This is a genomic window from Sphingomonas phyllosphaerae (assembly GCF_029623345.1).
In the GTDB taxonomy this organism is placed as follows: Bacteria; Pseudomonadota; Alphaproteobacteria; order Sphingomonadales; family Sphingomonadaceae; genus Sphingomonas; species Sphingomonas phyllosphaerae_C.
On the sequence record NZ_JAPYKH010000016.1, the window covers coordinates 12,588 to 36,497 of the forward strand.

The 23,910-nt window shown below is 71.2% G+C and carries 17 protein-coding genes; 10 read left to right on the forward strand and 7 right to left on the reverse strand.

All coding sequences use genetic code 11. From position 1 onward, the window contains the following. Positions 1 to 61: 61 nt before the first annotated feature. The 3 genes from QBJ89_RS14595 (at position 62) to QBJ89_RS14605 (ending at position 5,802) form a co-directional block, all read left to right on the forward strand. Positions 62 to 1,189, forward strand: a complete 1,128-nt coding sequence (locus tag QBJ89_RS14595) for a serine hydrolase (protein WP_277981203.1) — start codon at positions 62 to 64, stop codon at positions 1,187 to 1,189. 103 nt (positions 1,190 to 1,292) lie between these two features. Beyond that, entirely contained in the window at positions 1,293 to 4,073 is a 2,781-nt protein-coding gene (gene polA, locus QBJ89_RS14600) for a DNA polymerase I (RefSeq protein ID WP_277981204.1), read from the forward strand. Between the two features lie 205 nt (positions 4,074 to 4,278). After that, complete coding sequence (locus QBJ89_RS14605) at positions 4,279 to 5,802, forward strand: lipopolysaccharide biosynthesis protein (protein WP_277981205.1); 1,524 nt, start codon at positions 4,279 to 4,281, stop codon at positions 5,800 to 5,802. A 6-nt stretch (positions 5,803 to 5,808) separates the two neighbouring features. On the opposite strand, the gene QBJ89_RS14610 is transcribed toward QBJ89_RS14605, so the two are convergent. Then, entirely contained in the window at positions 5,809 to 6,192 is a 384-nt protein-coding gene (locus QBJ89_RS14610; RefSeq protein WP_260181543.1) for a winged helix-turn-helix transcriptional regulator, read from the reverse strand. Between the two features lie 197 nt (positions 6,193 to 6,389). On the opposite strand from QBJ89_RS14610, the gene QBJ89_RS14615 reads away from it, so the two are divergent. The 3 genes from QBJ89_RS14615 to QBJ89_RS14625 all read left to right on the forward strand — a co-directional run bounded on the left by QBJ89_RS14615 (position 6,390) and on the right by QBJ89_RS14625 (position 10,830). Next, a complete protein-coding gene (locus QBJ89_RS14615) occupies positions 6,390 to 8,510 on the forward strand; it encodes a RelA/SpoT family protein (protein WP_277981206.1) in 2,121 nt (706 codons plus the stop codon). A gap of 231 nt (positions 8,511 to 8,741) precedes the next feature. Continuing rightward, on the forward strand, positions 8,742 to 9,731 hold the full coding sequence (locus tag QBJ89_RS14620; protein WP_277981207.1) for a M48 family metalloprotease: 990 nt from the start codon (positions 8,742 to 8,744) through the stop codon (positions 9,729 to 9,731). 22 nt (positions 9,732 to 9,753) lie between these two features. Next, the gene (locus tag QBJ89_RS14625) at positions 9,754 to 10,830 is read left to right on the forward strand and encodes a glycosyltransferase family 2 protein (RefSeq protein ID WP_277981208.1); all 1,077 of its coding nucleotides are present in this window, start codon (positions 9,754 to 9,756) and stop codon (positions 10,828 to 10,830) included. Positions 10,831 to 11,017: 187 nt separating this feature from the next. Here QBJ89_RS14625 and QBJ89_RS14630 read toward each other — a convergent pair whose 3' ends face one another. After that, a complete protein-coding gene (locus QBJ89_RS14630; RefSeq protein ID WP_277981209.1) occupies positions 11,018 to 12,310 on the reverse strand; it encodes an aspartate kinase in 1,293 nt (430 codons plus the stop codon). 52 nt (positions 12,311 to 12,362) lie between these two features. On the opposite strand from QBJ89_RS14630, the gene ubiG reads away from it, so the two are divergent. Beyond that, positions 12,363 to 13,115, forward strand: coding sequence for a bifunctional 2-polyprenyl-6-hydroxyphenol methylase/3-demethylubiquinol 3-O-methyltransferase UbiG (ubiG, locus tag QBJ89_RS14635; RefSeq protein ID WP_277981210.1), 753 nt, complete (start codon positions 12,363 to 12,365; stop codon positions 13,113 to 13,115). A 174-nt stretch (positions 13,116 to 13,289) separates the two neighbouring features. Here the strand turns inward: ubiG and QBJ89_RS14640 are convergent, their stop codons facing one another. Beyond that, positions 13,290 to 13,520 (reverse strand): hypothetical protein, encoded by a 231-nt coding sequence (locus tag QBJ89_RS14640; protein ID WP_277981211.1) that lies wholly within the window; start codon positions 13,518 to 13,520, stop codon positions 13,290 to 13,292. A 101-nt stretch (positions 13,521 to 13,621) separates the two neighbouring features. Between QBJ89_RS14640 and QBJ89_RS14645 the strand changes: the two genes are divergently transcribed. Beyond that, complete coding sequence (locus QBJ89_RS14645) at positions 13,622 to 15,448, forward strand: ABCB family ABC transporter ATP-binding protein/permease (RefSeq protein WP_277981212.1); 1,827 nt, start codon at positions 13,622 to 13,624, stop codon at positions 15,446 to 15,448. Between the two features lie 137 nt (positions 15,449 to 15,585). Here QBJ89_RS14645 and map read toward each other — a convergent pair whose 3' ends face one another. Together map and QBJ89_RS14655 are read right to left on the reverse strand one after the other, a co-directional pair. Beyond that, positions 15,586 to 16,353: a type I methionyl aminopeptidase gene (gene map, locus QBJ89_RS14650; protein WP_277981213.1), complete on the reverse strand. Its 768-nt coding sequence runs from the start codon at positions 16,351 to 16,353 to the stop codon at positions 15,586 to 15,588. 1 nt (position 16,354) lies between these two features. Beyond that, positions 16,355 to 16,552: a ParD-like family protein gene (locus QBJ89_RS14655; protein WP_277981214.1), complete on the reverse strand. Its 198-nt coding sequence runs from the start codon at positions 16,550 to 16,552 to the stop codon at positions 16,355 to 16,357. Between the two features lie 181 nt (positions 16,553 to 16,733). On the opposite strand from QBJ89_RS14655, the gene QBJ89_RS14660 reads away from it, so the two are divergent. After that, complete coding sequence (locus QBJ89_RS14660) at positions 16,734 to 17,477, forward strand: dienelactone hydrolase family protein (protein ID WP_277981215.1); 744 nt, start codon at positions 16,734 to 16,736, stop codon at positions 17,475 to 17,477. Between the two features lie 34 nt (positions 17,478 to 17,511). Here QBJ89_RS14660 and QBJ89_RS14665 read toward each other — a convergent pair whose 3' ends face one another. Together QBJ89_RS14665 and QBJ89_RS14670 are read right to left on the reverse strand one after the other, a co-directional pair. Beyond that, complete coding sequence (locus QBJ89_RS14665; RefSeq protein ID WP_277981216.1) at positions 17,512 to 19,806, reverse strand: putative bifunctional diguanylate cyclase/phosphodiesterase; 2,295 nt, start codon at positions 19,804 to 19,806, stop codon at positions 17,512 to 17,514. A 256-nt stretch (positions 19,807 to 20,062) separates the two neighbouring features. Continuing rightward, the gene (locus QBJ89_RS14670) at positions 20,063 to 21,721 is read right to left on the reverse strand and encodes a ShlB/FhaC/HecB family hemolysin secretion/activation protein (RefSeq protein WP_277981217.1); all 1,659 of its coding nucleotides are present in this window, start codon (positions 21,719 to 21,721) and stop codon (positions 20,063 to 20,065) included. Positions 21,722 to 21,880: 159 nt separating this feature from the next. Here QBJ89_RS14670 and QBJ89_RS14675 point away from each other — a divergent pair, with 159 nt between their 5' ends. Further along, on the forward strand, positions 21,881 to 23,878 hold the full coding sequence (locus QBJ89_RS14675; protein WP_277981218.1) for a FecR family protein: 1,998 nt from the start codon (positions 21,881 to 21,883) through the stop codon (positions 23,876 to 23,878). Positions 23,879 to 23,910: the final 32 nt, after the last annotated feature.

Below are 23,910 nucleotides of genomic sequence, written 5' to 3' on the forward strand. Positions count from 1 at the left end.
CATTGTGTCTGCGCCATTATTGTCCACAGGCACGAGTCAAGCGGGGTTGGTGGCGTCAGATATGGGTACTCGAACTTTCGGACGCCGCGCCGCGATCGTCGGGTGGACACTGCTGATCGCGGGCTGTGGCGCGGGCGCGGGCTCGGCGCTTATCCCCGCCGCGCCGCCCAAGCCGCTCGTCTCGATCCCGGTCCCGCTTGCGGCAGTGCCACCGCCCCCGCCGCCGCGCCGCTCGGCCGCGCCGCGCGCGCTCCAGGCGCGGGTCGAGCAGCTCATCCGCAACTTCCCGGGCAAGGCGGGTGCGGCGATCGTCGCGGTCGACGAGGATTGGGTGATCCAGCAGGGCGGCGACCTCAGCCTGCCGCAGCAGAGCGTCAGCAAGACCTGGGTGGCGATGACGGTGCTGTCGCAGCGCGACGAGGGCCGGCTCACGCTTGACGACCCGGTGCTGGTCACACGCGACGATCTTACCCTCTTCCACCAGCCGATCGCGGGGCTGGTGACGGGCGGCGGCTATCGCACCACCGTCGGCGGGCTGCTGACTCGCGCGCTGACGCAGAGCGACAACACCGCCAACGACCGGCTGCTGACCGTGGTGGGCGGACCGGCCGCAGTGCGGCGCTTCATCGCCAAGCACCAGCTCGGCGCGATCAAGTTCGGTCCGGGTGAGCGGCTGCTCCAGAGCGGCACCGCGGGGCTGACCTGGAACCAGTCGATGGCGCTGGGGCGCGGCTTCGAGGCGGCGCGCGCCCGGCTCGACCCGGCGGTGCGCCGTGCCGCCTTGCAGCGCTACATCGACAATCCGCCCGACGGCGCCGCGCCGGTGGCGATCGCGGGCGCGCTGGCACGATTGGCGCGCGGCGAACTGCTGAGCGAGACCTCGACCCGGATCCTGCTCGACACGATGGCGGCGTCGCGCACCGGCCACGCGCGGCTGCGCGCCGCCACGCCGCCGGGCTGGAAGGTGGCGCACAAGACCGGGACGGGGCAGGATTTCGGCGCGCGTAATGCGGGCTTCAACGACGTCGGGCTGCTCACCGCGCCGGATGGTCGACGCTACGCGATCGCAGTGATGATCGGCGACACCGCCGCGCCGATGCGGATGCGCCAGCAGTTGATCCAGAACGTCTGCGCCGCCCTCACCGGTGCGCAACCGCGCGTGGCGGGTGGGGACGAGGACGGGACGTGAGCGGCGGGTCAGCGCGGAGGGTCGATCGCTGACGGTGAGAGGCGCATGACGCCGAGCCACAACCCCGGTTTCCCACACGGCCAATCCGGTTTAGGGCAGCGCGATGCCGCACCTCTATCTCGTCGACGGATCGGGCTACATCTTCCGCGCCTACCATCGGCTGCCACCGCTGACCAACAAGCACGGCGAGCCCGTCGGTGCGGTCTACGGCTATACCACCATGCTGTGGAAGCTCGCCGACGAGCTGCACAAGGCCGACGGGCCGACGCACATGGCGGTGATCCTCGACAAGAGCTCGTCCACCTTCCGCAACGAGCTGTACGACCAGTATAAGGCGCATCGCCCGGCGCCTCCCGAGGACCTCGTCCCGCAGTTCCCGATGATCCGCGACGCCACGCGCGCTTTCTCGCTGCCGTGCATCGAGGAACAGGGCTGGGAAGCGGACGACCTGATCGCCAGCTACACCAAGGCCGCGCTGGCGCAGGGCTGGCAGGTGACCATCGTCAGCTCCGACAAGGACCTGATGCAGCTGATGACCGATCCGTCGGTCGACATGCTCGACACGATGAACAACCGCCGGCTGGGTCCCGAGGCGGTGGTGGAGAAGTTCGGCGTCGGCCCCGACAAGCTCGGCGACGTGCTCGCGCTGATGGGCGACAGCGTCGACAATGTCCCCGGCGTTCCCGGCGTGGGGCCGAAGACCGCGGCCAAGCTGATCGTCGAGCATGGCGACGTCGAGGCGGTGCTCGCCGCCGCGCCCGAGATGAAGAAGGGCAAGCTGCGCGACAATCTGATCGAGCACGCCGCGGCGGCGCGGATGAGCCGCCGACTGGTCGAGCTGGCCTGCGACGTGCCGCTGCCCGACACGCTCGACTCGCTCGCGCTGCCCGCGGAGGGCATCCCGCAGGCACCGCTGCGGGCCTTCCTCGAGCATCACGGCTTCCGCTCGCTGCTCACCCGGCTCGGCGAGGTCGCCGAGGCGACCCAGCCCGAGACCGTCGGCGCCCCCGCCGAGGACGACGAGCCCGCCTGCGACCACGACGGCTACGAAACCGTGGTCGACGAGGGCGCGCTCGATCGCTGGATCCAGGTCGCGCGACACCAGGGTTGGGTCGCGATCGACACCGAGACCACCGCCAAGGACCCGATGCTGGCCGAGTTGGTCGGGGTCAGCCTCGCGCTCGCCCCCAACCTCGCCTGCTACGTCCCGCTCGGCCATGGCGGGAGCGACATGTTCGCGGAGAAGCCGGCGCAGCTCGACCGCGACCTCGCGCTGGCGCAGCTCAAGCCGCTGCTCGAGGATCCAAGCGTGCTCAAGATCGGGCACAATCTCAAGTATGACCTGATCGTGCTCGAGCGCGCCTATGCGGCGCAGGGCGGGGTCGCGCTCGCGCCCTATGACGACACGATCGTGATGAGCTTCGACCTCGACGCCGGGCGCCACGGCCATGGCATGGACGAGCTCGCCGCGACGCACCTGTCGCACAGCTGCATCGCCTACAAGGACGTGGTCGGCACGGGCAAGAAGGCGCTCGGCTTCCACGAGGTCGATCTCAAAGCGGCGACGCGCTACGCCGCCGAGGACGCCGATGTCACGCTGCGGCTGTGGCGGCGGTTCAAGCCGCGGCTGCCGATCGAGGGCTCGACGCGCGTCTACGAAATGGTCGACCGCCCGCTGGTCGCGGTGATCGCGCGCATGGAGCGCCACGGCATCAAGGTGGATCGCGCCAGGCTGGCGCAGCTCTCCGACGAATTCTCCACCCAGATCGCCGCGCTGGAGACGCAGGTTCATGGCCTCGCGGGTGGTCCCTTCACGATCGGCAGCCCCAAGCAGCTCGGCGACGTGCTGTTCGAGCGTCTGGGGCTTAAGGGCGGGCGCAAGGGCAAGAGCGGGGTCTATTCCACCGACGTCACCGAGCTGGAGCGGCTGGCCGCCGACAAGGACTCACCCGGCGCGGAGATCGCCGCGCGCGTGCTCGACTGGCGCCAGCTGACCAAGCTCAAGAACACCTATACCGACTCGCTGCAGGAGCAGATCCATCCCGACACCGGCCGCGTCCACACCAGTTACTCGCTGACCGGGGCGCAGACCGGGCGGCTATCGTCGACCGATCCCAATCTCCAAAATATCCCGATCCGCACCGAGACCGGGCGCCAGATCCGCGACGCCTTCGTCGCCGACGCGGGCAACGTCATCCTCGCCGCGGATTATTCGCAGATCGAGCTGCGCCTCGCCGCGCACATGGCGGACGTACCGCAGCTCAAGGAAGCGTTCGCGCGCGGCGACGACATCCACAGCCTCACCGCGCAGGAGCTGTTCGGCGAGGTGACGCGCGACACGCGTGCCTCCGCCAAGACGATCAACTTCGCGATCCTGTACGGCATCTCGCGCTGGGGTCTGGCGGGGCGGCTCGACATCTCGGCGGACGAGGCGCAGTCGATGATCGACCGCTATTTCGAGCGCTTCCCCGGCATCAACCGCTATATCGCGGAGACGCTGACGCAGGTGCGCGAGCGCGGCTACACCACGACGCTGTTCGGGCGGAAGACGCATTTCCCGCGCATCCGCAGCAAGGTGCAGCACGAGCGCCAGGGCGCCGAGCGCGCCGCGATCAACGCGCCGATCCAGGGTACCAGCGCCGACATCATCAAGCGTGCGATGGCGCGGATGGAGCCGGCGCTGGCGGCGGCCGGGCTGGGCCATGTGCGGATGCTGCTCCAAGTCCATGACGAGCTCGTGTTCGAGCTGCCCGAGGGCGACGTGGACGCGGCGCGTCCCGTGATCGAGCGCGTGATGGCAACCGCGGCCGAGCCGGCGGTGACGCTCGACGTGCCGTTGAGCGTGGAGATCGGCGTCGGCGCGAGCTGGGGCGCGGCGCATTGAGGCGCCGGCTTGAGAATCGATCCTCCCCGGCACGGGGAGGGGGACGGATCGCGAAGCGAGTGGTGGAGGGCGCTCGCCTCAAACGAGACGCTTCGTGCGCGGAGAGCCCCCTCCACCAGCCTGCGGCTGGTCCCCCTTCCCGCGAGCGGGGAGGATTGTTCGAGCTCGGCTCGCCATCGCCCGCGCACGACCGGTACCGCGCCGCATGACCGCGACCGACCAACCCGACGACATCGCCGCGCTCGCCAAGGGCGGGCGCACCAATGTGGCGGGGTTCATCCTCAAGCTCGGCGCGCGCATCCCCTTCCTGTTCATCGCGGGCCATCTCTACGGCGCCGCCTTGGTCGGGCGCTTCGCCATTGCGGTCGTCGTGGTCGAGCTCGCCGCGTTGGTGGCGACGCTCGGGCTCAAGCGCGGGCTGGCGCAGGCGCTGTCCTCGGCCGAGCGGCCGCACAACCATGTCGTGTTCGACGCGCTCGCGCTCGCATTGGTCGCGAGCCTGATCGCCAGCGCGGTGCTGTTCACCTTCCCGCAGGCGATGTACCCGAATTCGGCGATCGGCGGGCTCGACCGTCTCTTTCCGCTGATCATCCTCGCGCCCGCGCTGAGCGACGTGAGCCTCGCCGCGCTCGCCTATCGTCTCGACATCAAGGCCAGCGTCACCGCGCGTGCGATCGTCGAGCCGTGGACGCTGTCGATCTTCGCCTTCCTCTTCTCCTTCTTCACGCTCAAGGACGGGCTGGTGCTCGCTTATGTGGCGTCGATGGTGGCGGCGCTGATCGCGAGCATCGTCCCGCTGCTGCGCAGCTATGGTGTGCCGAGCGGCTGGTCGCCGCACCTCAGCGTGCTGTGGCAGATGGCACGTGCCAACACGCCGCTCGCCGGGGCCGACGCGCTGGAATGGGGCAGCCGCAACGTCGACCGGCTGATCCTGGGGACGCTGTTCGCGCCCAACGTGGTCGGCATCTATTACATGGCGCAGCAGGTCGCCTCGTTGCCGCAGCGGCTCAAGACCAGCTTCGACCCGATCCTCGGCCCGGTGGTGACGCGGAGCATCGCGCGCGGCGACCTCGGCGCGATCGCGCGCCAGGTGCGCCAGGTGGCGTTCTGGATCATCGCCGCGCAGCTCGCGCTGGCGCTTACCGCCTCGATCCCGCGCAAGGCGGTGATGGCGACGATCGGCCCGCAGTTCACCAGCGGCGCCGCGGCGATGGTGTTCCTGCTGTTCGCCGAGGTGTGCGCTTCCACCGGCGCGGTCGCGGAATCGGCGCTGGTGTACCTCGCGCGGCACCGCAACCTGCTGATCTCCGCGACGATGCTGGTGATCCAGATCGCTTTGTCCTTCGCCTTCATCCTGCTGATCCGAGATGCGGGCTATGGCATCACCGAGCAGGCCGCGGGTGCGCCCGTCGCGCTGCTGCTGGTGCTGCTGCTCACCTCGTTCGTGAAGGCGCGCGTGCTCGGGCGGCTGCTCGGCGCGCCGGTGTCGCCGATGCGCTGGCCGCTGCTGTGGGCGGCGCTGGCGGGGGGCGCGGTCGGGGGTGCGTTCACGCTGCTGCCGCCGGGGTGGCGCTGGCTGCAGGTGTCGGCCGGCGTACCGGCGACGATGGCGGCCTATCTGTTCGTGATCTGGCGCTATGCCTTCGGCCCCGAGGACCGCGCGTTGTTCAGCAAGATGCCGACCGCCGAGGAAGCGACCTTGCCCAACGAGGGCAGCTTCATCCGCTAGGCGCGGCTATTCCACCAGCGCCCAGTGCAGCTCGCCCTGGCCAAGCGCGCGCCCATCGTGGCTCAGCACCGCGACGGGGCGGATCGGGCGGCCGTCGCGCACGTCGACCAGCACCGGCGAGGCGGGGCAGCCGGTCTCCCAGCGCTCGCCCCATTGCCGCAGCGCCACCATCGTCGGCAGCAGCGCCCAGCCCTTGTCGGTGAGGCGATAGACCACCTTGCGGCGATCCTCGGGCACCGCGCCGCGCTCCATGATGCCGTGCGCGACGAAGCGCGCCAGCCGGTTGGCGAGGATGTTGCGCGCAATCCCCAGCTCCTGCTGGAACTCCTCGAAATGCTGCAGTCCGTTGAAGGCGGCGCGCAGGATCAGGAAGGCCCAGCGCTCGCCCATCGCCTCCAGGGCGGCGGGCAGGCTGCATTCGGTCCAATTCTCGCGCACACGCCGCTGTTCCACAGGCCACTCCGTCACGCGACGCTAACCCGGCGACCGCGCCCGCGATAGCCGCACCGCGCGTGAAGCAACACGCCGACACGTTTTTTTCGGCATCGTTGTTGCATTGTCACCGTGGATGTAAGCACATTGGATAGGTGCTGAGGCAATATGAACTGATCGATCGCGTGCTCGCCTATGATCCCGAGGCGGACGAGGCGATGTTGAACCGTGCCTATGTCTTTTCGGTCAACGCGCACGGCACTCAGAAGCGCGCCAATGGCGATCCCTATTTCAGCCACCCGATCGAGGTCGCGGGCATCCTCACCGAGCTGCGGCTCGACGACGAGACGATCGCCACCGCGATCCTGCACGACACGGTCGAGGACACGGTCGCCACCCCGGAGGAAATCGAGCGGATCTTCGGCGGCAACGTCGCGCGGCTGGTCGACGGTGTCACCAAGCTCAGCAAGATCGAGGCGCAGACCGAGAACGAGCGCGCCGCGGAGAATCTGCGCAAGTTCCTCCTCGCGATGTCGGGCGACATTCGCGTGCTGCTGGTGAAGCTGGCCGACCGGCTGCACAACATGCGCACGCTCCACTTCATTCCCAAGCCGGAGAAGCGCCGCCGCATCGCCAAGGAGACGATGGACATCTACGCGCCGCTCGCGGAGCGGATCGGCATGTACGAGTTCATGAAGGAGATGCAGACGCTCGCCTTCGAACAGCTCGAACCCGAGGCCTATCAGTCGATCACCAAGCGGCTCGAGCAGCTCAAGGAGGGTTCGGGCGGCGACCGCATCGCCAAGATCGGGTCGGGGCTCAAGCTGCTGCTCGGCCGCGCCGGGGTGGAGGCGCAGGTGTCTGGGCGCGAGAAGCATCCCTATTCGATCTGGCGCAAGATGCAGGAGCGCCACATCAGCTTCGAGCAGCTCTCCGACATCATGGCGTTCCGCGCCATCGTGCCGAGCGAGGAGGATTGCTACCGCGCGCTCGGCATCATCCATCGCCGCTGGCCGATGGTGCCGGGGCGGTTCAAGGACTATATCTCGACGCCGAAGCGCAACGGCTATCGCTCGCTGCACACCAGCGTGATCCACGCCGAGAACCGCCGCATCGAGATCCAGCTGCGCACCCCCGCGATGCACGCCGAGGCCGAGTTCGGGCTGGCGGCGCACTGGGCGTACAAACAGGCGGTGGGCGGCGCCGCGGCGCTGCGCCCGGACTCGCAGCAGGACTGGATCAAGGACCTGGTCGAAATCCTCGACACCGCGGCGACGCCGGAGGAACTGCTCGAGCACACCCGAATCGCGATGTACCAGGATCGCATCTTCGCCTTCACCCCCAAGGGCGAGCTGATCCAGCTGCCTAAGGGTGCGACGCCGATCGACTTCGCTTATGCAGTCCACACCGATCTCGGCGACCAGGCGGTGGGTGCGAAGATCAACGGCCGCGTCGTGCCGCTGTCGACCGTGATCGAGAACGGCGACCAGGTGCAGGTGCTGCGCTCCAAGGCGCAGACGCCGCAGCCCGCCTGGCTCAAGGTGGCGATCACCGCCAAGGCGCTGGCCGCGATCCGCCGCCACCTGCGCAATACCGAGCGCGAGCAGACGATCACGCTCGGCCGCAAGCTGTACGACGACATCGTCCAGCGCCTCCCCGCGCCCCTGGCCGAGAGTGCGCGCGACGAGGCGCTCAAGCGGCTCAAGCTGCCCGACGAGGCCGCGTTGCTCCAGCAGATCGCGCGCCGTCACCTGTCCGATGCGCAGGTGATGGAGGCGCTGATGCCCGGTTCCGCCGGCGCCGACGTGGCGGAGGCGCCGCCGCAGTCGAGCGCGATCTCGATCGAGGGGCTGGCGCCGGGCGTCGCCTATGAGCTGGCGGAATGCTGTCACCCGGTGCCGGGCGACCGCATCATCGGGCTGCGCCGCCCCGATGCCTCGATCGAGGTGCATGCGATCGACTGTGGCGTGCTCGCCGACCTGGCCGAGCGTTCGGACGACGAGACCGACTGGATCGACGTGCAATGGGGCCACGCGACCGAAGGCGCCACCGCACGCATCTCGGTCGAGGTGCGCAACGAGCCCGGCGCGCTTGGCATGCTCGCGACGATCATCGGCCAGCACAAGGCCAACATCATCAACCTGCGGCTCGACAACCGCGACTCACGTTTCCACACCAACCTGATCGACGTCGAGGTACACGACGCGCACCAGCTGATGCGGCTGCTCGCCGCGTTGCGCGCAGCAGAGTCGGTCAATGCGGCGGAGCGGGTGTGAGGACGATCCGACGATACGGTTCAGGCGCTACTTCCCCAGCCGTCATTCTCGACTCGTTTCAGCATCCACCGCGCCGCCTATTCTAACAGACGTGGGCCAACCGCGCCGGATCGACGGTCACCTCGCGGGAATAATGCACCGCCATCTCCCCACATCGGTTCATCGACCAGCGCCGTCCGGCTGCAACCGCGCGCCGGTTGTGGCATTGATGCCGCGATCGGAGGACCAGCCATGTACCGACAGCTCATGTTCGCCGCCGCGCTGGTGGCCGCGGCGCCCGCGACTGCGCAGTCGATCTCGCCGCAGGATCGTGCCACCGGCGCTCAGGCCGACCCGCAGCTCGTCAAGGAGTTCGGCGGGCGCTATAGCGGCCCGCAAGTGGCGCTGGTCGAGCGCGTCGGGCGGCGCGTCGCGGTCCAGTCGGGCCTATCGAACGCGCAGAGCGACTTCACCATCACTTTGCTCGACTCACCCGTCGAGAACGCCTTCGCCATCCCGGGCGGCTACGTCTATGTCACGCGCCAGCTGCTCGCGCTGATGAACTCGGAGGCCGAGCTCGCCTCGGTGCTGGGACATGAGGTGGGGCATGTCGCGGCGCGCCACAGCGCCTCGCGCAACCGCACCGCGACGATCGGCGGCGTTCTCGCGGGCGTGGTCGGTGCGGTGGCGGGCAACGGCGCGGCGGGGCAGCTCGCCAGCACGGTCGCGCGCGGCGGCGCGCAGCTCTACACGCTGCGCTACGGCCGCGAGCAGGAATATGCCGCAGACGCGCTGGGCGTGCGCTACATCACCGCGGCGGGCTACGACCCGTATGCCGCGGCCGACATGCTCGCCTCGCTCGACGCCGAGACCGGGCTCCAGTCCGCGGCGGTGGGTCGCAGCGGCCAGCAGCTGCCGAGCTGGGCGTCGACCCACCCCAACGGCGCCGACCGGGTCCGTCGCGCCGCGCAGCTCGCCCAGCAGACCGGCAAGCCGATGCTCGATCCGCCGCCCGAGGATACCGCCTTCCTGCGCGCGCTCGATGGACTGGCCTATGATGCGAAGGGCTCGGGCAAGCGGATCCGCATCCGTACGGTCAAGGCGGGGGACACGGTCGACACGCTTGCGCGCCAGATGGCCTATGACTCGCTCCAGCGCGAGCGCTTCCTGACGCTCAACGCACTCGACGACGACGTCCGGCTCACACCGGGCCGGCTGGTAAAGGTCGTGACGAAGGAGTGACGATAAGCTATGGCGGGGACCCATGTTCCCGCCCGCGCCCCCGCCCGCGATCACGCCGCCGGCCGCCGCTCTCCCCGACCTCCCGCCGTCGCTCGCGACCGCGTCGCCCCGGCCCGCGCTGTCGGTGGTGGTGCCCTGCTACAACGAAGAGGCGACGCTGCCGCTGCTGCACGCGCGCGTCAGCGCCGCGGCGCGCGCGGCGGTGGGCGACGACCATGAGATCGTGCTGGTCAACGACGGCTCGCGCGACGGCAGCTGGGCGGCGATGCAGAAGCTCGCCGCGGCCGATCGGCGGGTGGTGGCGATCAACCTGTCGCGTAACCACGGCCACCAGCTCGCGCTCACCGCCGGGCTCGACTTGTGCGCGGGCGAGCAGATCCTGATCATCGACGCCGACCTGCAGGACCCGCCCGAGCTGCTCGCCGACATGCGGGCCGTGATGGCGCGCGACGGCGCCGACGTGGTTTATGCGGTGCGGCGCAAGCGCGAGGGTGAGACCTTCTTCAAGAAGGCGACCGCGGCCGCCTTCTACCGCGTGCTCGACCGCGTCACCGACACGCCGATCCCGCTCGATACTGGCGACTTCCGGCTGATGACTCGGCGCGCGCTCGACGCCTTGCTGTCGCTGCCCGAGCAGGCACGCTTCATCCGCGGCATGGTCGCCTGGGTCGGCTTTCGCCAGGTGCCGTTCGCCTATGATCGCGCCGAGCGGCACGCCGGCGAGACCAACTACCCGTTCGCCAAGATGATGCGGCTGGCGCTCGACGCGGTCACCGGCTTCTCTACCGCGCCGCTGCGCTGGGCGAGCCACCTGTCGGTGATGCTGGCGGGCTGCTCGCTGCTGCTGCTGGTCTATATCGGCTACGGCTATTTCAGCGGCGAGCGGGTGCAGGGCTGGACCTCGACCATGCTGGTGGTGGTGGTGCTGTCGGCGATCCAGATGTTCGTGCTCGGCATGATCGGGGAGTATCTCGGCCGGCTCTACATCGAGGCGAAGCGGCGTCCGCTGTACCTCATCGCCGACGTCGCGGGCACGCCGGGCAGTCGCGCCACGCTCGGCTTCCAGGCGGCGATGCCGGGAGAGCGGGTGGGGGCGTGAGCGGACGGGTCCTTGCCTAGGCGACGACCGTTGCCGAGCCCGGACCCGACAACCATCGTCATCCCGGCCCCGTGCCGACTTCCACCTTCCGCAAGAGCAACGCCCGAGGCGTGCGCGGCGCGATGGATCCCGGCTCAAGGCCGGGATGACGGAGGTTGCACGGCGGTCCTGCTTCGATAGAGGACTGCTACGCCGCCTCGGCGTCCAGCCCGTAGGCGGTGTGGAGCACGCGCACGGCGAGCTCGGTCTCGTCCTCGTGGATCAGCACCGAGACCTTGATCTCGCTGGTCGAGATCGCCTGGATGTTGATCCCACGTGCGCCGAGCGTGGTGAACATCGTGCTCGCCACGCCGGCGTGGCTGCGCATGCCGACACCGACGACGCTGATCTTCGCCACGCGCGTGTCGTGGATCAGCTCGCCGAAGCCGATCGTCTCGCGCGCCTGGTTGAGCGCCTCGATCGAGCGCGCCAGGTCGGCGGCGGGCACGGTGAACGTCACGTCGGTCGCGCTGGTGCTGCTCGCGCCGTTGCTCGCGCTCTGGTGCGCGATGTTCTGGATGATCATGTCGACGTTGATGTTCGCCGCCGCGAGCGGCTCGAAGATGCTCGCCACCGTGCCGGGCTGGTCGGGCACGCGCGTCAGCGTGATCTTGGCCTCGTTCTTGTCATGCGCGATGCCGGTGATGAGCTGGCGTTCCACGTCGTCGATCTCCTCTTCGCCCACGATCATCGTGCCGGGCAAGGTGTCCGCCATCGGTGCTCCATCCCCGTCGGCGCGGCCGGTGAACGACGACAGCACCTGGACGCGGACCTTCTCCTTCATCGCCAGCCCGACCGAGCGGGTCTGGAGCACCTTGGCGCCGACCGAGGCGAGCTCGAGCATCTCCTCGTAGGTTACCTTGGCGAGCTTGCGCGCGCGCGGCACGATGCGCGGATCGGTGGTGTAGACGCCGTCGACGTCGGTATAGATGTCGCAGCGGTCGGCGCGGATCGCCGCTGCGACCGCCACCGCCGAGGTGTCCGAGCCGCCGCGCCCGAGCGTGGTGATGCGCTGCCCCGGCGCGACACCCTGGAAGCCCGGGATCACCGCCACCGCGCCGGCGGCGAAGCTCTCCTCCAGCGCGTCGGTGTCGATCGTGTCGATCCGCGCCTTGGCGAAGGCGGTGTCGGTGCGGATCGGCAGCTGCCAGCCGAGCAGCGAACGCGCCGGCACGTTGATCGCCTGCAGTGCGATCGCGAGCAACCCGCTGGTGATCTGCTCGCCCGCGGAGACCACGACATCATATTCGCGCGGGTCGTACAACGGCGACGCCTCGCGGCAGAAGCCGACCAGCCGATCGGTCTCGCCCGCCATCGCCGAGACCACCACCGCCACCTGGTTGCCCGCGGCCGCCTCGCGCTTCACCCGCGCCGCGACCGAGCGGATGCGCTCGATCCCCGCCATCGAGGTGCCGCCGAACTTCATGACGATCCGCGCCACTGCCGTGTCCAAACGCCTTGGGTGAAGAGGGGCGTCCTGATAGGAAGCACGCATGACCGACGCAAGCGTAACAACCGCAACCACTTCGCCGCATCACGCCTCGGTGCTGGCGAAAGAGGCGACCCACTTCGGTCGGCTGGCGCGCGACTGGTGGGACCCGGCAGGGTCGTCGGCAATGCTGCACCGGCTCAACCCGGTGCGGCTGCGCTATCTGCGCGCCGCGATCGACCGCCACTGGGACCTCGACGACCGGTCGTTCGCGCCGCTGGCGGGGAAGCGCGTGCTCGACATGGGGTGTGGCGCGGGGCTGCTTGCCGAGCCGCTGGCGCGGCTGGGCGCGGCGGTGACCGCGGTCGACGCGGCGGCGGAGAGCATCGCGGTGGCATGCGACCATGCGGCGCAGAGCGGGCTGACGATCGACTATCGCGCCGGCGGGGTCGAGGCGGTGGCGGCCGAGACCTTCGATCTGGTCGCCTCGCTCGAGGTGGTCGAGCATGTCGCCGACGCGCGCGCCTTCGTGGCGGGGCTGGCGGGCGCGGTGACGCCGGGCGGGCTGCTGGTGATGAGCACGCCCAACCGCACCTGGCTGTCCCGCGCTGCGCTGGTCGAGGCGGCCGAGGCGCTGGGCCAGATTCCGCGCGGGACGCACGACTGGGACAAGTTCCTGACACCGGATGAGCTGGGGGCGATGATCGCGGCGGCGGGGCTGCGGGTGACCGACGTCACCGGGCTGACGCTGGGAGCGAGGGGCTTCGCGCTGGGGAGCTCGACCGCGCTCGATTATTTCGTGACTGCGGTGCGGTAGGATCACCCGATCCTCCCCGCTCGGCGGGTAGGGGGACCGCCACGCGCAGCGGGGTGGTGGAGGGGCTCTCCGCCAATGCGCCGGCCGTTTGCGAAACCCCCCTCACCAGCTTGCGGCTGGTCCCCTCCGCGCGAGCGAAGAGGATCTACGTGCCGCGTGTGGCAGGGATCTCGCTCACCCCCGCTGCTTGCCCGCGTCACGCTCGACCCATTGCGCTCCGTTGCGTCGGCACGCCGCACTCACCACGGGGAAGTCGAGATCGGTGTTGCGCGCGAGCACGTCGGCCATCGCCGCCTCGCACTGCTGCACCGTGGCGTAACGCGCGGGTGCGACGCGCGCCTCGGCGCAGGCGCTCGCGCCGTCGCCGCAGCCCATGATCGCCATCACGTAGAACACCGCGTCCATTACCGCCTCCGTTCGGCGTAAAAAACGATCGCTGTGACGCGACGTTCCGATTCGCACGCGACGGTTGACGCTCCCGTTCCGGCACACGACATCTCAGGCACATGCCTCCTGATCGTCCCGCCGCCCCCGGCACAGAGCGTCCGCTGCTGCCGACGCTTCGCCGCTTCCTCCCCGATCTCTGGCCGAGCGACTCGCCGGGGATGAAGCTGCGTGTCGCGGGGGCGCTGGCGCTGGTGGTCGTCTCCAAGCTGGTGCAGGTCTATGGCGCGCCCTTCGCGCTGCAGGGCGCGGTGGACGGCATGGCGGTGCCGACCACGCCGGTGTCGCTGATCGTGCTGCTGGTGGTCGGCTATGCCGCGGCGCGCTTCGGCACCACCTTGTTCGACAATCTGCGCAACACCGTGTTCGAGAAGGTCGGGCAGGAGGCGACGCGGCGGCTGGCGGCGCGCGTGTTCCGCCACCTCCACCGCCTCTCGCTGCGCTTCCACCTCGAACGCCGCACCGGCGCGGTCACCAAGGTGGTCGAGCGCGGCACCAAGAGCATCGACACGATGCTTTATTTCCTGCTCTTCAACATCGCGCCGACGATCCTCGAACTGGTGCTGGTGCTCGGCATCTTCCAGGTCAAGTTCGGCTGGCAGCTGGTCGTCGCGACGCTGGCGATGGTGGTGCTGTACATCTGGTTCACGCGCACCGTCACCGACTGGCGCTCCTCGCTGCGCGAGCGGATGAACGATCTCGACACGGGCGCCGTGGCGCATGCGGTCGACTCGCTGCTCAACTTCGAGACGGTCAAGTATTTCGGCGCCGAGGAGCGCGAGGCGAAGCGCTACGACGGTGCGATGCGCTCCTACGCCGAGGCCGCGGTGAAGAGCGAGAACAGCCTGGCATGGCTCAACATCGGCCAGGCGCTGATCACCAACCTGATGCTCGCCGCCGGCATGGCCTGGGTCGCCTGGGGGTGGAGCCAGGGGCGCTTCACCGCGGGCAACGTGGTGCTGGTATCGACGCTGCTGTCGCAGCTGTTCCGCCCGCTCGACCTGCTCGGCATGGTGTATCGTACGATCCGCCAGGGCGTGATCGACATGGGCGCGATGTTCGACCTGATCGACACGCCGCCCGAAGTGGTCGACGCGCCCGACGCGCCCGCGCTGACGGTGCGCGACGCGCATGTCCGCTTCGAGGGCGTGGCGTTCGGCTATGATGCGGGGATGCCGATCCTCAAGGGGATCGACATCGACGTCCCTGCGGGGACCACCTGCGCGGTGGTCGGCCCGTCGGGCGCGGGCAAGTCGACGCTGGCGCGGCTGCTCTACCGTTTCTACGACGTCGACCAGGGACGGATCACGATCGACGGACAGGATGTCGCGCGCGTGCGGCAGGACTCGCTGCGCGCCGCGATCGGCATCGTCCCGCAGGACACGGTGCTGTTCAACGACACGATCGGCTACAATATCGCCTACGGGCGCGAGGGCGCGGGCGCGGGCGACGTCGCCGCCGCGGCGCGCGGAGCGGCGATCGCCGGCTTCATCGAGCGCCAGCCCGAGGGATACCAGACGCGCGTCGGCGAGCGCGGGCTCAAGCTCTCGGGCGGCGAGAAGCAGCGGGTGGCGATCGCGCGGACGCTGCTGAAAAATCCGCCGCTGCTGATCCTCGACGAGGCAACCAGCGCGCTCGACAGTCGCACCGAGGGCGAGATCATGGAGACGCTCGCCGCGATCGAGCGCGGGCGCACCACGATCGTGATCGCGCACCGGCTTTCCACCATCGTTCATGCCGACCAGATCGTGGTGCTGGAGGCGGGGCGCGTGGTGGAGCGCGGCAGCCACGCCGAGCTGCTGGCGCGCGACGGGCTCTACGCCGCGATGTGGGCGCGCCAGGCGGCCGAGAGCGAGGAGGCCGAGGAGGCACCCGTCGCGGTGGCGTGAGCTCCGTGGCCGCCGATTACCCGATTGCGAGCTGACGTGCTCGTGCGCGAGCAGGCGCCCAGAGCCACAGGCCGACCGCTTCCGGCCCTCGGCTCCGGCGTTCGCCGGAGCACGATGTAACGTTAGCCAGCAACGATCTAGACGACCCGCCGCTCGTCGCCGCGCAGCGTCAGCACCTCGACGCCACTGGCGGTCACGGCCACCGTATGCTCGAACTGCGCCGAGAGCTTGCCGTCCTGCGTCACCACGGTCCAGCCGTCGGCGCGCGTGTCGACGCGGCGGCTGCCCTGGTTGAGCATCGGCTCGACCGTGAACACCATGCCCTCACGCAGCGCCGGCCCGGTGCCGGGGCGACCGAAGTTGAGCACCTGTGGCTCCTCGTGCATCTCGCGCCCGATGCCGTGGCCGCAGAACTCGCGTACCACCGCATAGCCGTGCTTCTTGGCGTGACGCTCGATCGCGGCGCCGATGTCGCCGAGCCGCGCGCCCGGACGCACGGCGCCGATCCCCTGCCACATCGCCGCCTGCGCCACTTGCACCAGCCGCCGCGCCGCGGGCGCCACGCTGCCGACGGCGTAGGTCTTGCTGGAGTCGGCGATATAGCCGTTCTTCTCCAGGGTGACGTCGAAGTTGACGATGTCGCCGTCCCGGATGATCTCGGCGGCGTCGGGCACGCCATGGCACACCACCTGGTTGCGCGAGGAGTTGAGCACGTACTGGAAGCCGTACTGCCCCTTGCTCGCGGGGCGCGCCTGCAGGTCAACGGTGATGTAACGCTCGACCAGGTCGTTGACTGCGAGGGTCGACAGGCCGGCGAGCGGCTGGCGGTCGAGCATCTCGAACACCGCGGCGAGCAGTCGCCCGGAGACCCGCATCAGCGCCAGTTCGTCGGGCGTCTTGACCATCTTAGGCAGCGACGGCGCGCAACTGCGCCGACTCGTATCGGCGGCGCACGATCTCGTTGAAGCTGAGCGTCGGATGGGCCTCGGCAAGCATGCCGATCGTCATCCAGAACTCGGCCTGAGCGTTGATCGAGCGGCACATCACCGCGCTGGCGCGGCGCGCCTCGGCGTGCAGCTCGTCGTCGATCTTGACGATGCCCATCGGTCTGGTCCTTGGCTGGTGAGCGATACGGGGCGTATATGAAGCATAGTGTCCGGCGGCAAGGGAAAGAGCCCGCGACGCCGCGATCCCGGGCACCGCTCGCCGCTCCCGTCGCCTGCCCGCCTTGCCCCACCGCCACCACGCTGCCACAGCGACGTGCCACTACCAGGGGACAGCGACCATGATCGTGCGCAGCGACGAATATCAGGACGTGGCGGTGCCCGGCGCGGGGACGATGCGCACCCATCTGTTCCGCCCCGCGATCGACGGGCGCTTCCCCGGCGTGCTGTTCTTCTCCGAGATCTACCAGGTGACCGCGCCGATCCGCCGGCTCGCCACGTTGCTGGCGGGCAACGGCTATGTCGTCGCGGTGCCCGAGGTCTACCACGAGTACGAGCCTGCCGGCACGGTACTGGCCTACGACCAGCCCGGCACCGATCGCGGCAACGCGCTGAAGATCACCAAGCCGGTGGCGCAGTACGACGCCGATTCGCGCGCTGCGCTCACCGCGCTGGCGGCGCATCCGGCGTGCGACGGGCGGCTCGCCACCTTCGGCGTCTGCCTCGGTGGGCACCTCGCCTATCGCGCCGCGCTCGACCCGCGCGTCGGCGCCGCTGCCTGTTTCTACGCCACCGACATCCACTCGGGTACGCTGGGCGAGGGCCGCGCCGACGATAGCCTGGCGCGCATGGACGCGCTCCAGGCCGAGGCGATGTTCGTCTGGGGGCGGCAGGACCCGCATGTTCCTTTCGCCGGGCGCGAGGCGATCCGCGCGCGGCTGGAGGAGGTGGGGGCGCGCTACGAGTGGCACGAGGCCAACGCGCCGCACGCCTTTCTGCGCGACGAGGGGCCGCGCTACGATCCGGCGCTCTTCCTGCAGAGCGTGGCGTGGACGCTCGCGCTGTACCGCCGCGCGCTGGGGTGAACGGTCGCCGTCCGCCCGTGCCGCGACGCCCGCTTCACGCCGCGACGCGCTGTTCCAGCGTGGCGACGAAGGCGTCCGCCACCATCGGCCGCCCGATCAGATAGCCCTGCACCAGGTCGCAGCCGGCGTCGCGCAGCAGCGCGAGGCAGCCCGGCTCCTCGATCCCTTCCGCCACCACCTTGAGCCCGAGCCCGTGCGCGAGGTCGATCGTCGAGCGCACCATCAGCGCGTCCGCCGGATTGAGATGCGCGTGCTGGACGAAGCTGCGATCGATCTTGAGCTCGGACAGCGGCAGCTCGCGCAGGTAGGTCAGCGTCGACTGGCCCGTGCCGTAATCGTCCATCGAGATCGCGACGCCCTTGGCACGAAAGTGGCGCAGCTGCGCGGCGGCGCGCTCCGGGTCGGCCAGTGTGGCGGACTCGGTCACCTCGAAGATCAGCCGGTCGGCCGGCACCGCGCCCGCGTCGAGCAACGTGTCGACCGCGGCGCTGAACCCCGGCTCGGCGATCAGCATCGCGGAGAGATTGATCGCGACCGAGACGTCGTGCCCGCGCGCGCGCCAGTCGGCGAGGTCGGCCACCGCGCGCGCGAGCACGTGGAGCGTCAGTGCGCCGATGCGGTCGGTCTGCTCGGCGAGCGGGATGAACAGGTCGGGGCGGATCATCCCGCGTACCGGGTGGCGCCACCGCACCAGCGCCTCGGCACTGGCGACCCGATCGGTCGCAAGCGCGAGCTTGGGCTGGTAATGAACCTCGATCTCGCCGGCGGCGATCGCCTGATCGAGCTCGCCCATCAGCACCAGCCGCCGCTCCAGCGCCTCGGCATCGACGTGCGCGTGGCGCCAGAACGTGCCCGCGGCCGCAGCGGCGTCGGCGGCGCGGGTCGCGCTCACCAGCCGGTCGTGGATCGTGCCCTCGCCCGCCGAGACGCCGAGATGCACCGCGGCGTCGGCGCGGCGGCCGAGGATCTCGACCGGCTCGGTCAGCGTCGCGCGCAGCGCCATTACCAGCTCCTCGACGTCGTCGCCCGGCGCGTCGACCGCGAGCAGCCGTTCGCCGACACGATAGACGGTGGCGCCCACCGTCGCGCGCAGCCGGTCGGCGATCCGCAGCAGCAGGTCGTGCCCGGCGCGCTCGCCCAGCAGCGTGATGAGCGCGTCGGCGTTGCCCAGCGACGCCACCAGCAGCGGCGTCGGCACGGCAGCGTCCCTGTCGTGCAGCAGCGCACGGCGATTGGGCAGACCGGTGTCCTCGTCGACGCGGCGCTGGCGCTCGAAGCGGCGCGCGAGATCGAGCGCGCCGCGCGCCAGCCCGGTCGCGACCACCAGCACCAGCGCGGGGGCGAGCGGGAACACCGCCTGGCCTGCGACCTGCGCCCATACCGCCACCGCGAACAGCGTCACCGGCGCGGCCAACGCGAGCCCCGCGGCAACGGCGCCGCGCCGCACCAGCAGCATCGGCGCGGCGAGCAGCAGCGCGAGGAGCAGCGGCAGCGCGCTGCTGCGCTCGGCCGGCACGCCCGCGAGCAGCGTCTCGGCGGCGAGCGCCTGCACCACCACGCCGGGGATCACACCCCAGTGCGGCGTGGCGTAGCGATCGCCCATCTCGATCGCGGTGGCGCCGATCAGTACGTCGCGCCCGCGAACCGCGGCCGGGTCGAAGCGACCGTCCCGCACCGCGACGAAGCTCAGTCGCGGCAGCCGCGTCGGATCGATCCCGCCGTCGATCGGGAAGAAAGTGTCGGCTGCGCCCGAGCGGTGCGCGATCAGTGCGGAGAGCGACGGTCGCGGCATCTTCCCGGTGACGGTGCCGAACGGCGCGCGGCGGACGATGCCGTCGGCGTCGGGCTGCATGCTCACCGAGGCGAGCGCGGCACCGGCGCGCAGTGCGGGCAGCGGCAGCGAGTCGATCGTGCGGCGGTCGTCCGAGCGCGCGCGCTGCGCGAAGGTGGGCAGCGCGATCAGGCCGGGTGCACGTCCGATCGCCCGCGCCAGCGCGGCATCGCCTGCGCCGGGGCCGGCCGAGGAGAAGTCGACGTCGAAGGTGATCGAGGCGGCGCCCGCGGCGCGCAGCCGGTCGACCGCGCGCGCATAATGGTCGCGCGACCAGGGCCATTCGCGAATCGCGGCGACGCTGGCGGCATCCATCTCGACGACGACGACCTGCCCGCTCGGCGCGTGCACCCAGGCGGCGGAGCGCGGCGGATCGAGCAGTCGATCGACCCGCGCGCCCAGCCCGCTGAGCGCGGTGAGCAGCGCGAGCGTGAGCGCGGCGGCGAGCGCGAGGGCGCGGCGGTGACGCAGCAGGCGGCGGCGGCGGGGGCTCAGCATGCAGGCTGCGCCCGGCGGCTGGTGGCGAGAGGCGCACCTGCCCCGCCCGCGAGCATGGCAGCTTGCACCAAGCCGCCCGCTTCCCCCCACGCACCACCCCGGCGCACGCCGCGAGCCGGTTGGGCGGACCGCTGCGAGTTTACCCCGTCGTTCCCCACCTGGACCCCGGCGTCCGCCGGGGTGGGAGCTGCGGGAAGAAGATGGCGCTGTGCCACGCTCGCATTCCCATGCGCCTCAACTTGCCTGCCGCCCCGCATCAGAACACCCGCGACAACCGCAGCGAGATGCGCGGCCGGCGGTTGCCGGTGTCGAACCGGTCGGCGTTGAGCGGGAAGGCGACCTCGACCATGCCGTCAAGTCGACCCGCGCCGGCGCGCACGCCCAGCCCGGTCGAGGCCAGCGTCCCGCCGCCGAACCCGTCGCGCAGGTTGCTCACATGCCCCCCGTCGACGAAGGCATAGCCCTGTGCGCGGTCGATCACGCCGGGCACCACGCGCCCGGCGTCGGCGCGGAGCTCGGCCGAGGCCATCGCGCCCTGATCGCCGGTGCGCTCGGCATAGTCGTAGCCGCGAGCGAAGCCGGGGCCGCCGAGCCCGATCTCGGCGGTGGCGAGCAACGGGCGCGAGGCGAGCTGCGCCGCCCCCGCCAGCACCGCGCTGAACGGCCCGCCGAGCCGGCGCGTATAGTCCATCTGCCATGTCGCCAGCACGAAGCGCGCGTCGCCGTCGCCGCGCGACAGCAGCGCGTCGCCGGCGTGGCTCACCCCGGCGAGCGGCAGCCCGACGACGCCGGCGAGCTCGCCGCGCAGCGTGCCGCCGGCGACGGTCGCCTGGCCGTTGAGCGAGGCGGTCGCGGTGGCGAGCCGATCGCGGCGCAGCCGTGCGCCCTTGAGCGTCTGGGTCACCGTCACCGCGCGCAGCTCGGCACTGCCCCACAGGCTGCGCGCGCGGGTGCGCACCAGCGCACGCACGTAGCTCACCGACAGGTCGCCGCTGCGCCCGACCACGTCGAGCGGCGCCAGCGCGGCGCCGGGGTTGGAGCGCGCGACCGAGCCGGCCACGGCCAGCACCGAGCCGGCCGAGTCGACCGGCGCGGCGTAGCGCGCGCGCAGGAAGGCGAACTCGCTCGGCTGGAAGGGAGTCTGCGCGACGATCAGCGCGAGCTCGTCGCCGTCGCCCGCGAGCCCGCGCAGGCTCGCGAGCAGGGTGGAGCGTACCGGGCCGACCTCGGCGCTGCCGCGGTTGTCGAGCTGCGCATAGGCGCTGGCGCGGTCGCTCGCGATCGTCACCAGCAGGATCCCGAAGCCGTCCTGGCGGACGTAGCGGGTGTCGGTCACGCGCACGCCGGGGACGTCGCCGACCAGCAGCAGCGCGCGCTCGAGCATTTTCTGCGTGACCGCGCCGCGCCCGGTGAGCGCGTGGACCAGCAGCGTGTCCGCGGCCTCGCTGCGCGCGCCGATCACGCGCACCGCGTCGATGCGGCCGAGCTCGACCTCGACCGCGAGCACGCCGTCGGCCATCGGCTGCGCCGCGATCGACGCGGTGGCGAAGGGGTAGCCGCGCGCGCGCACGGCGCTTGCCACCTGGCCGGCGAGCGTCGCCAGCGCGGCGCGGTCGAGCGCGCGGCCGATCACCGGCGTCACCGCGACCGCATAGGCCGATTCGGGCACGCGGTCCGCACCGCGCACGCGCACCGCGCGCACCGGCGGGGTCAGCGCCGCGCCGGCGGCGGCACGGCTGGCGGCCTCGACCTCGGTCGGCCGCGCGCGCTCGGGCTGCTCGAGCGAGGGGCGCGGCAGCGCGCGCGCCGCGATCGTCGGGTCGGCGCGGTCAAGCGCGGTCTGTGCCGCGGCGGGCATGGCCGCCAGCGCGGCGCTGCCCAGCAGCGCCAGACGGATCGTGATAGTAGCTCGCATGCGAACGCCCCTGTTGTCGCGACGCGACCTAGGCGGGAGCGGGTTCCGATTTGGTTACTTCAGCCGCGCCATTTCATTAACCAGCCGCCCTAAGTTGTTCGCAACGCTCTCCTTCTACTCGACTGAGTCGGCGCGCCTGGCGGGCCGAGGGAGAATCAAATGCGTAAGCCGATCGTGGCGCTGCTCGCCGCTTCCACCGCCATCTTCGCGCCGTCCGCGAGCGCCGGCACCGCCGGCTGGCGGATCAGCGAGGCAATGGGCGACGTGCAGGTGACGCGCGCGGGCGTGTCGAAGGTCGCCACGCGCGGCAGTGCGATCGCGGCGGGCGACACGGTCACCACCGCCAAGGGGGCGCGCGCGGTGCTGGTGCGCGGCACCGAGTTCATGCTGGTCGCGCCGGGTTCGCGGCTGACGCTGCCCGCGGCGACCGAGGCCAAGGGGATGACACGGATCGTCGAAGAGTTCGGCAACGTCGTCTTCATGATCAAGAAGAAGATGACGCCGCATTTCGAGGTGCAGACGCCGTATCTCGCCGCGGTGGTGAAGGGGACGACCTTCAGCGTCAGCGTCGGCGGCGCCGGCAGCGCGCTGCAGGTGATCGAGGGCGCGGTCGAGGTCGCCACCAGCGACGGCGGCGCGCACGACCTGCTGACCCCGGGGGCGGTGGCGCAGGTCGGCGCTGACGACCGCTTCCGCATGGCGATCGAGCGCGACGGCGTGCGCCGTGTGATCGAGTCGCCGGCGCGGCCCAAGGAGGCGCCTGCGCCGGCGCTGCCCGTTGCGCTCGAGACCGCCGCGGCGCCCGAGCCGGCGGCTGCCCCAGTCGACGAAGCGGCGCCAACGGCGCTTGCCGCCGTCGCCCCAACCGTCGCCGCAGAGCCGGTGGCGGCGAGCGCCGCGCCAGTGATAGCCGCGCCGACGGTCGTCGCGGTGAGTGAGACAGTTTACGCCGCCCCGGTGGCATTGGCGGACACCACCGGCGGGCTCGTCCAGGGCACCACCGCGGCGGCGGGCGGCGCCAGCGCGGCGCTCGCGGCGGTGGCGAGCGCGACCCGCACCGCCACCGAGGCGTCGACCACCACGGTCAAGGTGGTCGAGATGGCCGCCGAAGTGGCCGGCGCGCGTGCCGAACAGGCGAGTGCGAGCGCGGCGGCGGCGAAGAGCGCGGCCGAGAGTGCCGCGGCGGCCGAGGTCAAGGCCGGCGCCGACCGTGCCGCGGTGGAGGCGGCGGCACAGGCACGCGCGACCGAAGTTGCGGCGCAGTCCTCCGCGCTCGCGGCGGCGCAGGCCGGCGTGGAGCAGGAACAGGCCGCGGCGGCACGCGCCGCCGCCGCCGCGCAGGCGGAGGCGAGCGCGCAGGCGGCGCAGGCGGCGCTCGTCGCGCAGCAGCAGATCGCGGCGGAGCAGGTCGCGATGGCCGATGCGCAGGCCAAGGCGGCCGCCGAGCAGGCGACGGCGGCGGCAGCACAGGTTCAGGCCGAGGCGACCGCAAGCGCGACCGCGCACGCGGCCGAGGCGGCACGTCAGGCGGCTGCCGACGCCGCGACGCTGGCCGCCGCGATGGTGGCGCAGCAGACTGCGGCGCAAGCCTCGGGCGATGCCGTGGCCCAGGCGGCGGCGGCGAGCCAGGCCCAGGCGGCGCAAGCCGCCGCCGCGGCATCGGCGGTGCAGGCCGCGCAGGCGCAGGCGCAGGCCGACAGCGCCGCCAAGGGCGCCGGCAACGCCGCCGCCGCAGCGGTGCAGGCGGCGATCGCCAAGGCCGCGCGCGATGCCGCCAAGGCGCTCTCCGACGCCGCCGCGCAGAAGGCGGCGCAGGACGCCGCCAAGGCCGCCGACCAGGCGCAGAAGGCCGCCGATCAGGCCGCCAAGGCCGCCGCCGACAAGGCCGCCAAGGACGCGGAGAAGGCAGCCCGCGACGCCGACAAGGCGGCCAAGGACGCGGACAAGGCGGCCAAGGAGGCAGCGGATCAGGCCGCCAAGGCCGCGGCCGATGCGGCCAAGGAGCAGGAGAAGGCGGCGCGCGACGCACAGAAGGCCGCCGACGACGCCGCCAAGGCCGCGCAGAAGGCGGCGGACGATGCCGCCAAGAAGCCGCTTCCGGGCCCGCTCGATCCGCTCAAGCAGGTGGTCGACCTGTTGCTGCCCAAGAAGCCCTGACGCGCGACCATTGCGCCGCCCGGTTGCGCGCG

Coding starts and splice junctions, on each gene's coding strand:
- QBJ89_RS14595 (WP_277981203.1), top strand. CDS start 62: ATGGGTACTCGAACTTTCGGACGCCGCGCCGCGATCGTCGGGTGGACA.
- polA (WP_277981204.1), top strand. CDS start 1,293: ATGCCGCACCTCTATCTCGTCGACGGATCGGGCTACATCTTCCGCGCC.
- QBJ89_RS14605 (WP_277981205.1), top strand. CDS start 4,279: ATGACCGCGACCGACCAACCCGACGACATCGCCGCGCTCGCCAAGGGC.
- QBJ89_RS14610 (WP_260181543.1), bottom strand. CDS start 6,192: ATGGGCGAGCGCTGGGCCTTCCTGATCCTGCGCGCCGCCTTCAACGGA.
- QBJ89_RS14620 (WP_277981207.1), top strand. CDS start 8,742: ATGTACCGACAGCTCATGTTCGCCGCCGCGCTGGTGGCCGCGGCGCCC.
- QBJ89_RS14625 (WP_277981208.1), top strand. CDS start 9,754: ATGTTCCCGCCCGCGCCCCCGCCCGCGATCACGCCGCCGGCCGCCGCT.
- ubiG (WP_277981210.1), top strand. CDS start 12,363: ATGACCGACGCAAGCGTAACAACCGCAACCACTTCGCCGCATCACGCC.
- QBJ89_RS14640 (WP_277981211.1), bottom strand. CDS start 13,520: ATGGACGCGGTGTTCTACGTGATGGCGATCATGGGCTGCGGCGACGGC.
- QBJ89_RS14645 (WP_277981212.1), top strand. CDS start 13,622: ATGCCTCCTGATCGTCCCGCCGCCCCCGGCACAGAGCGTCCGCTGCTG.
- map (WP_277981213.1), bottom strand. CDS start 16,353: ATGGTCAAGACGCCCGACGAACTGGCGCTGATGCGGGTCTCCGGGCGA.
- QBJ89_RS14655 (WP_277981214.1), bottom strand. CDS start 16,552: ATGGGCATCGTCAAGATCGACGACGAGCTGCACGCCGAGGCGCGCCGC.
- QBJ89_RS14660 (WP_277981215.1), top strand. CDS start 16,734: ATGATCGTGCGCAGCGACGAATATCAGGACGTGGCGGTGCCCGGCGCG.
- QBJ89_RS14665 (WP_277981216.1), bottom strand. CDS start 19,806: ATGCTGAGCCCCCGCCGCCGCCGCCTGCTGCGTCACCGCCGCGCCCTC.
- QBJ89_RS14670 (WP_277981217.1), bottom strand. CDS start 21,721: ATGCGAGCTACTATCACGATCCGTCTGGCGCTGCTGGGCAGCGCCGCG.
- QBJ89_RS14675 (WP_277981218.1), top strand. CDS start 21,881: ATGCGTAAGCCGATCGTGGCGCTGCTCGCCGCTTCCACCGCCATCTTC.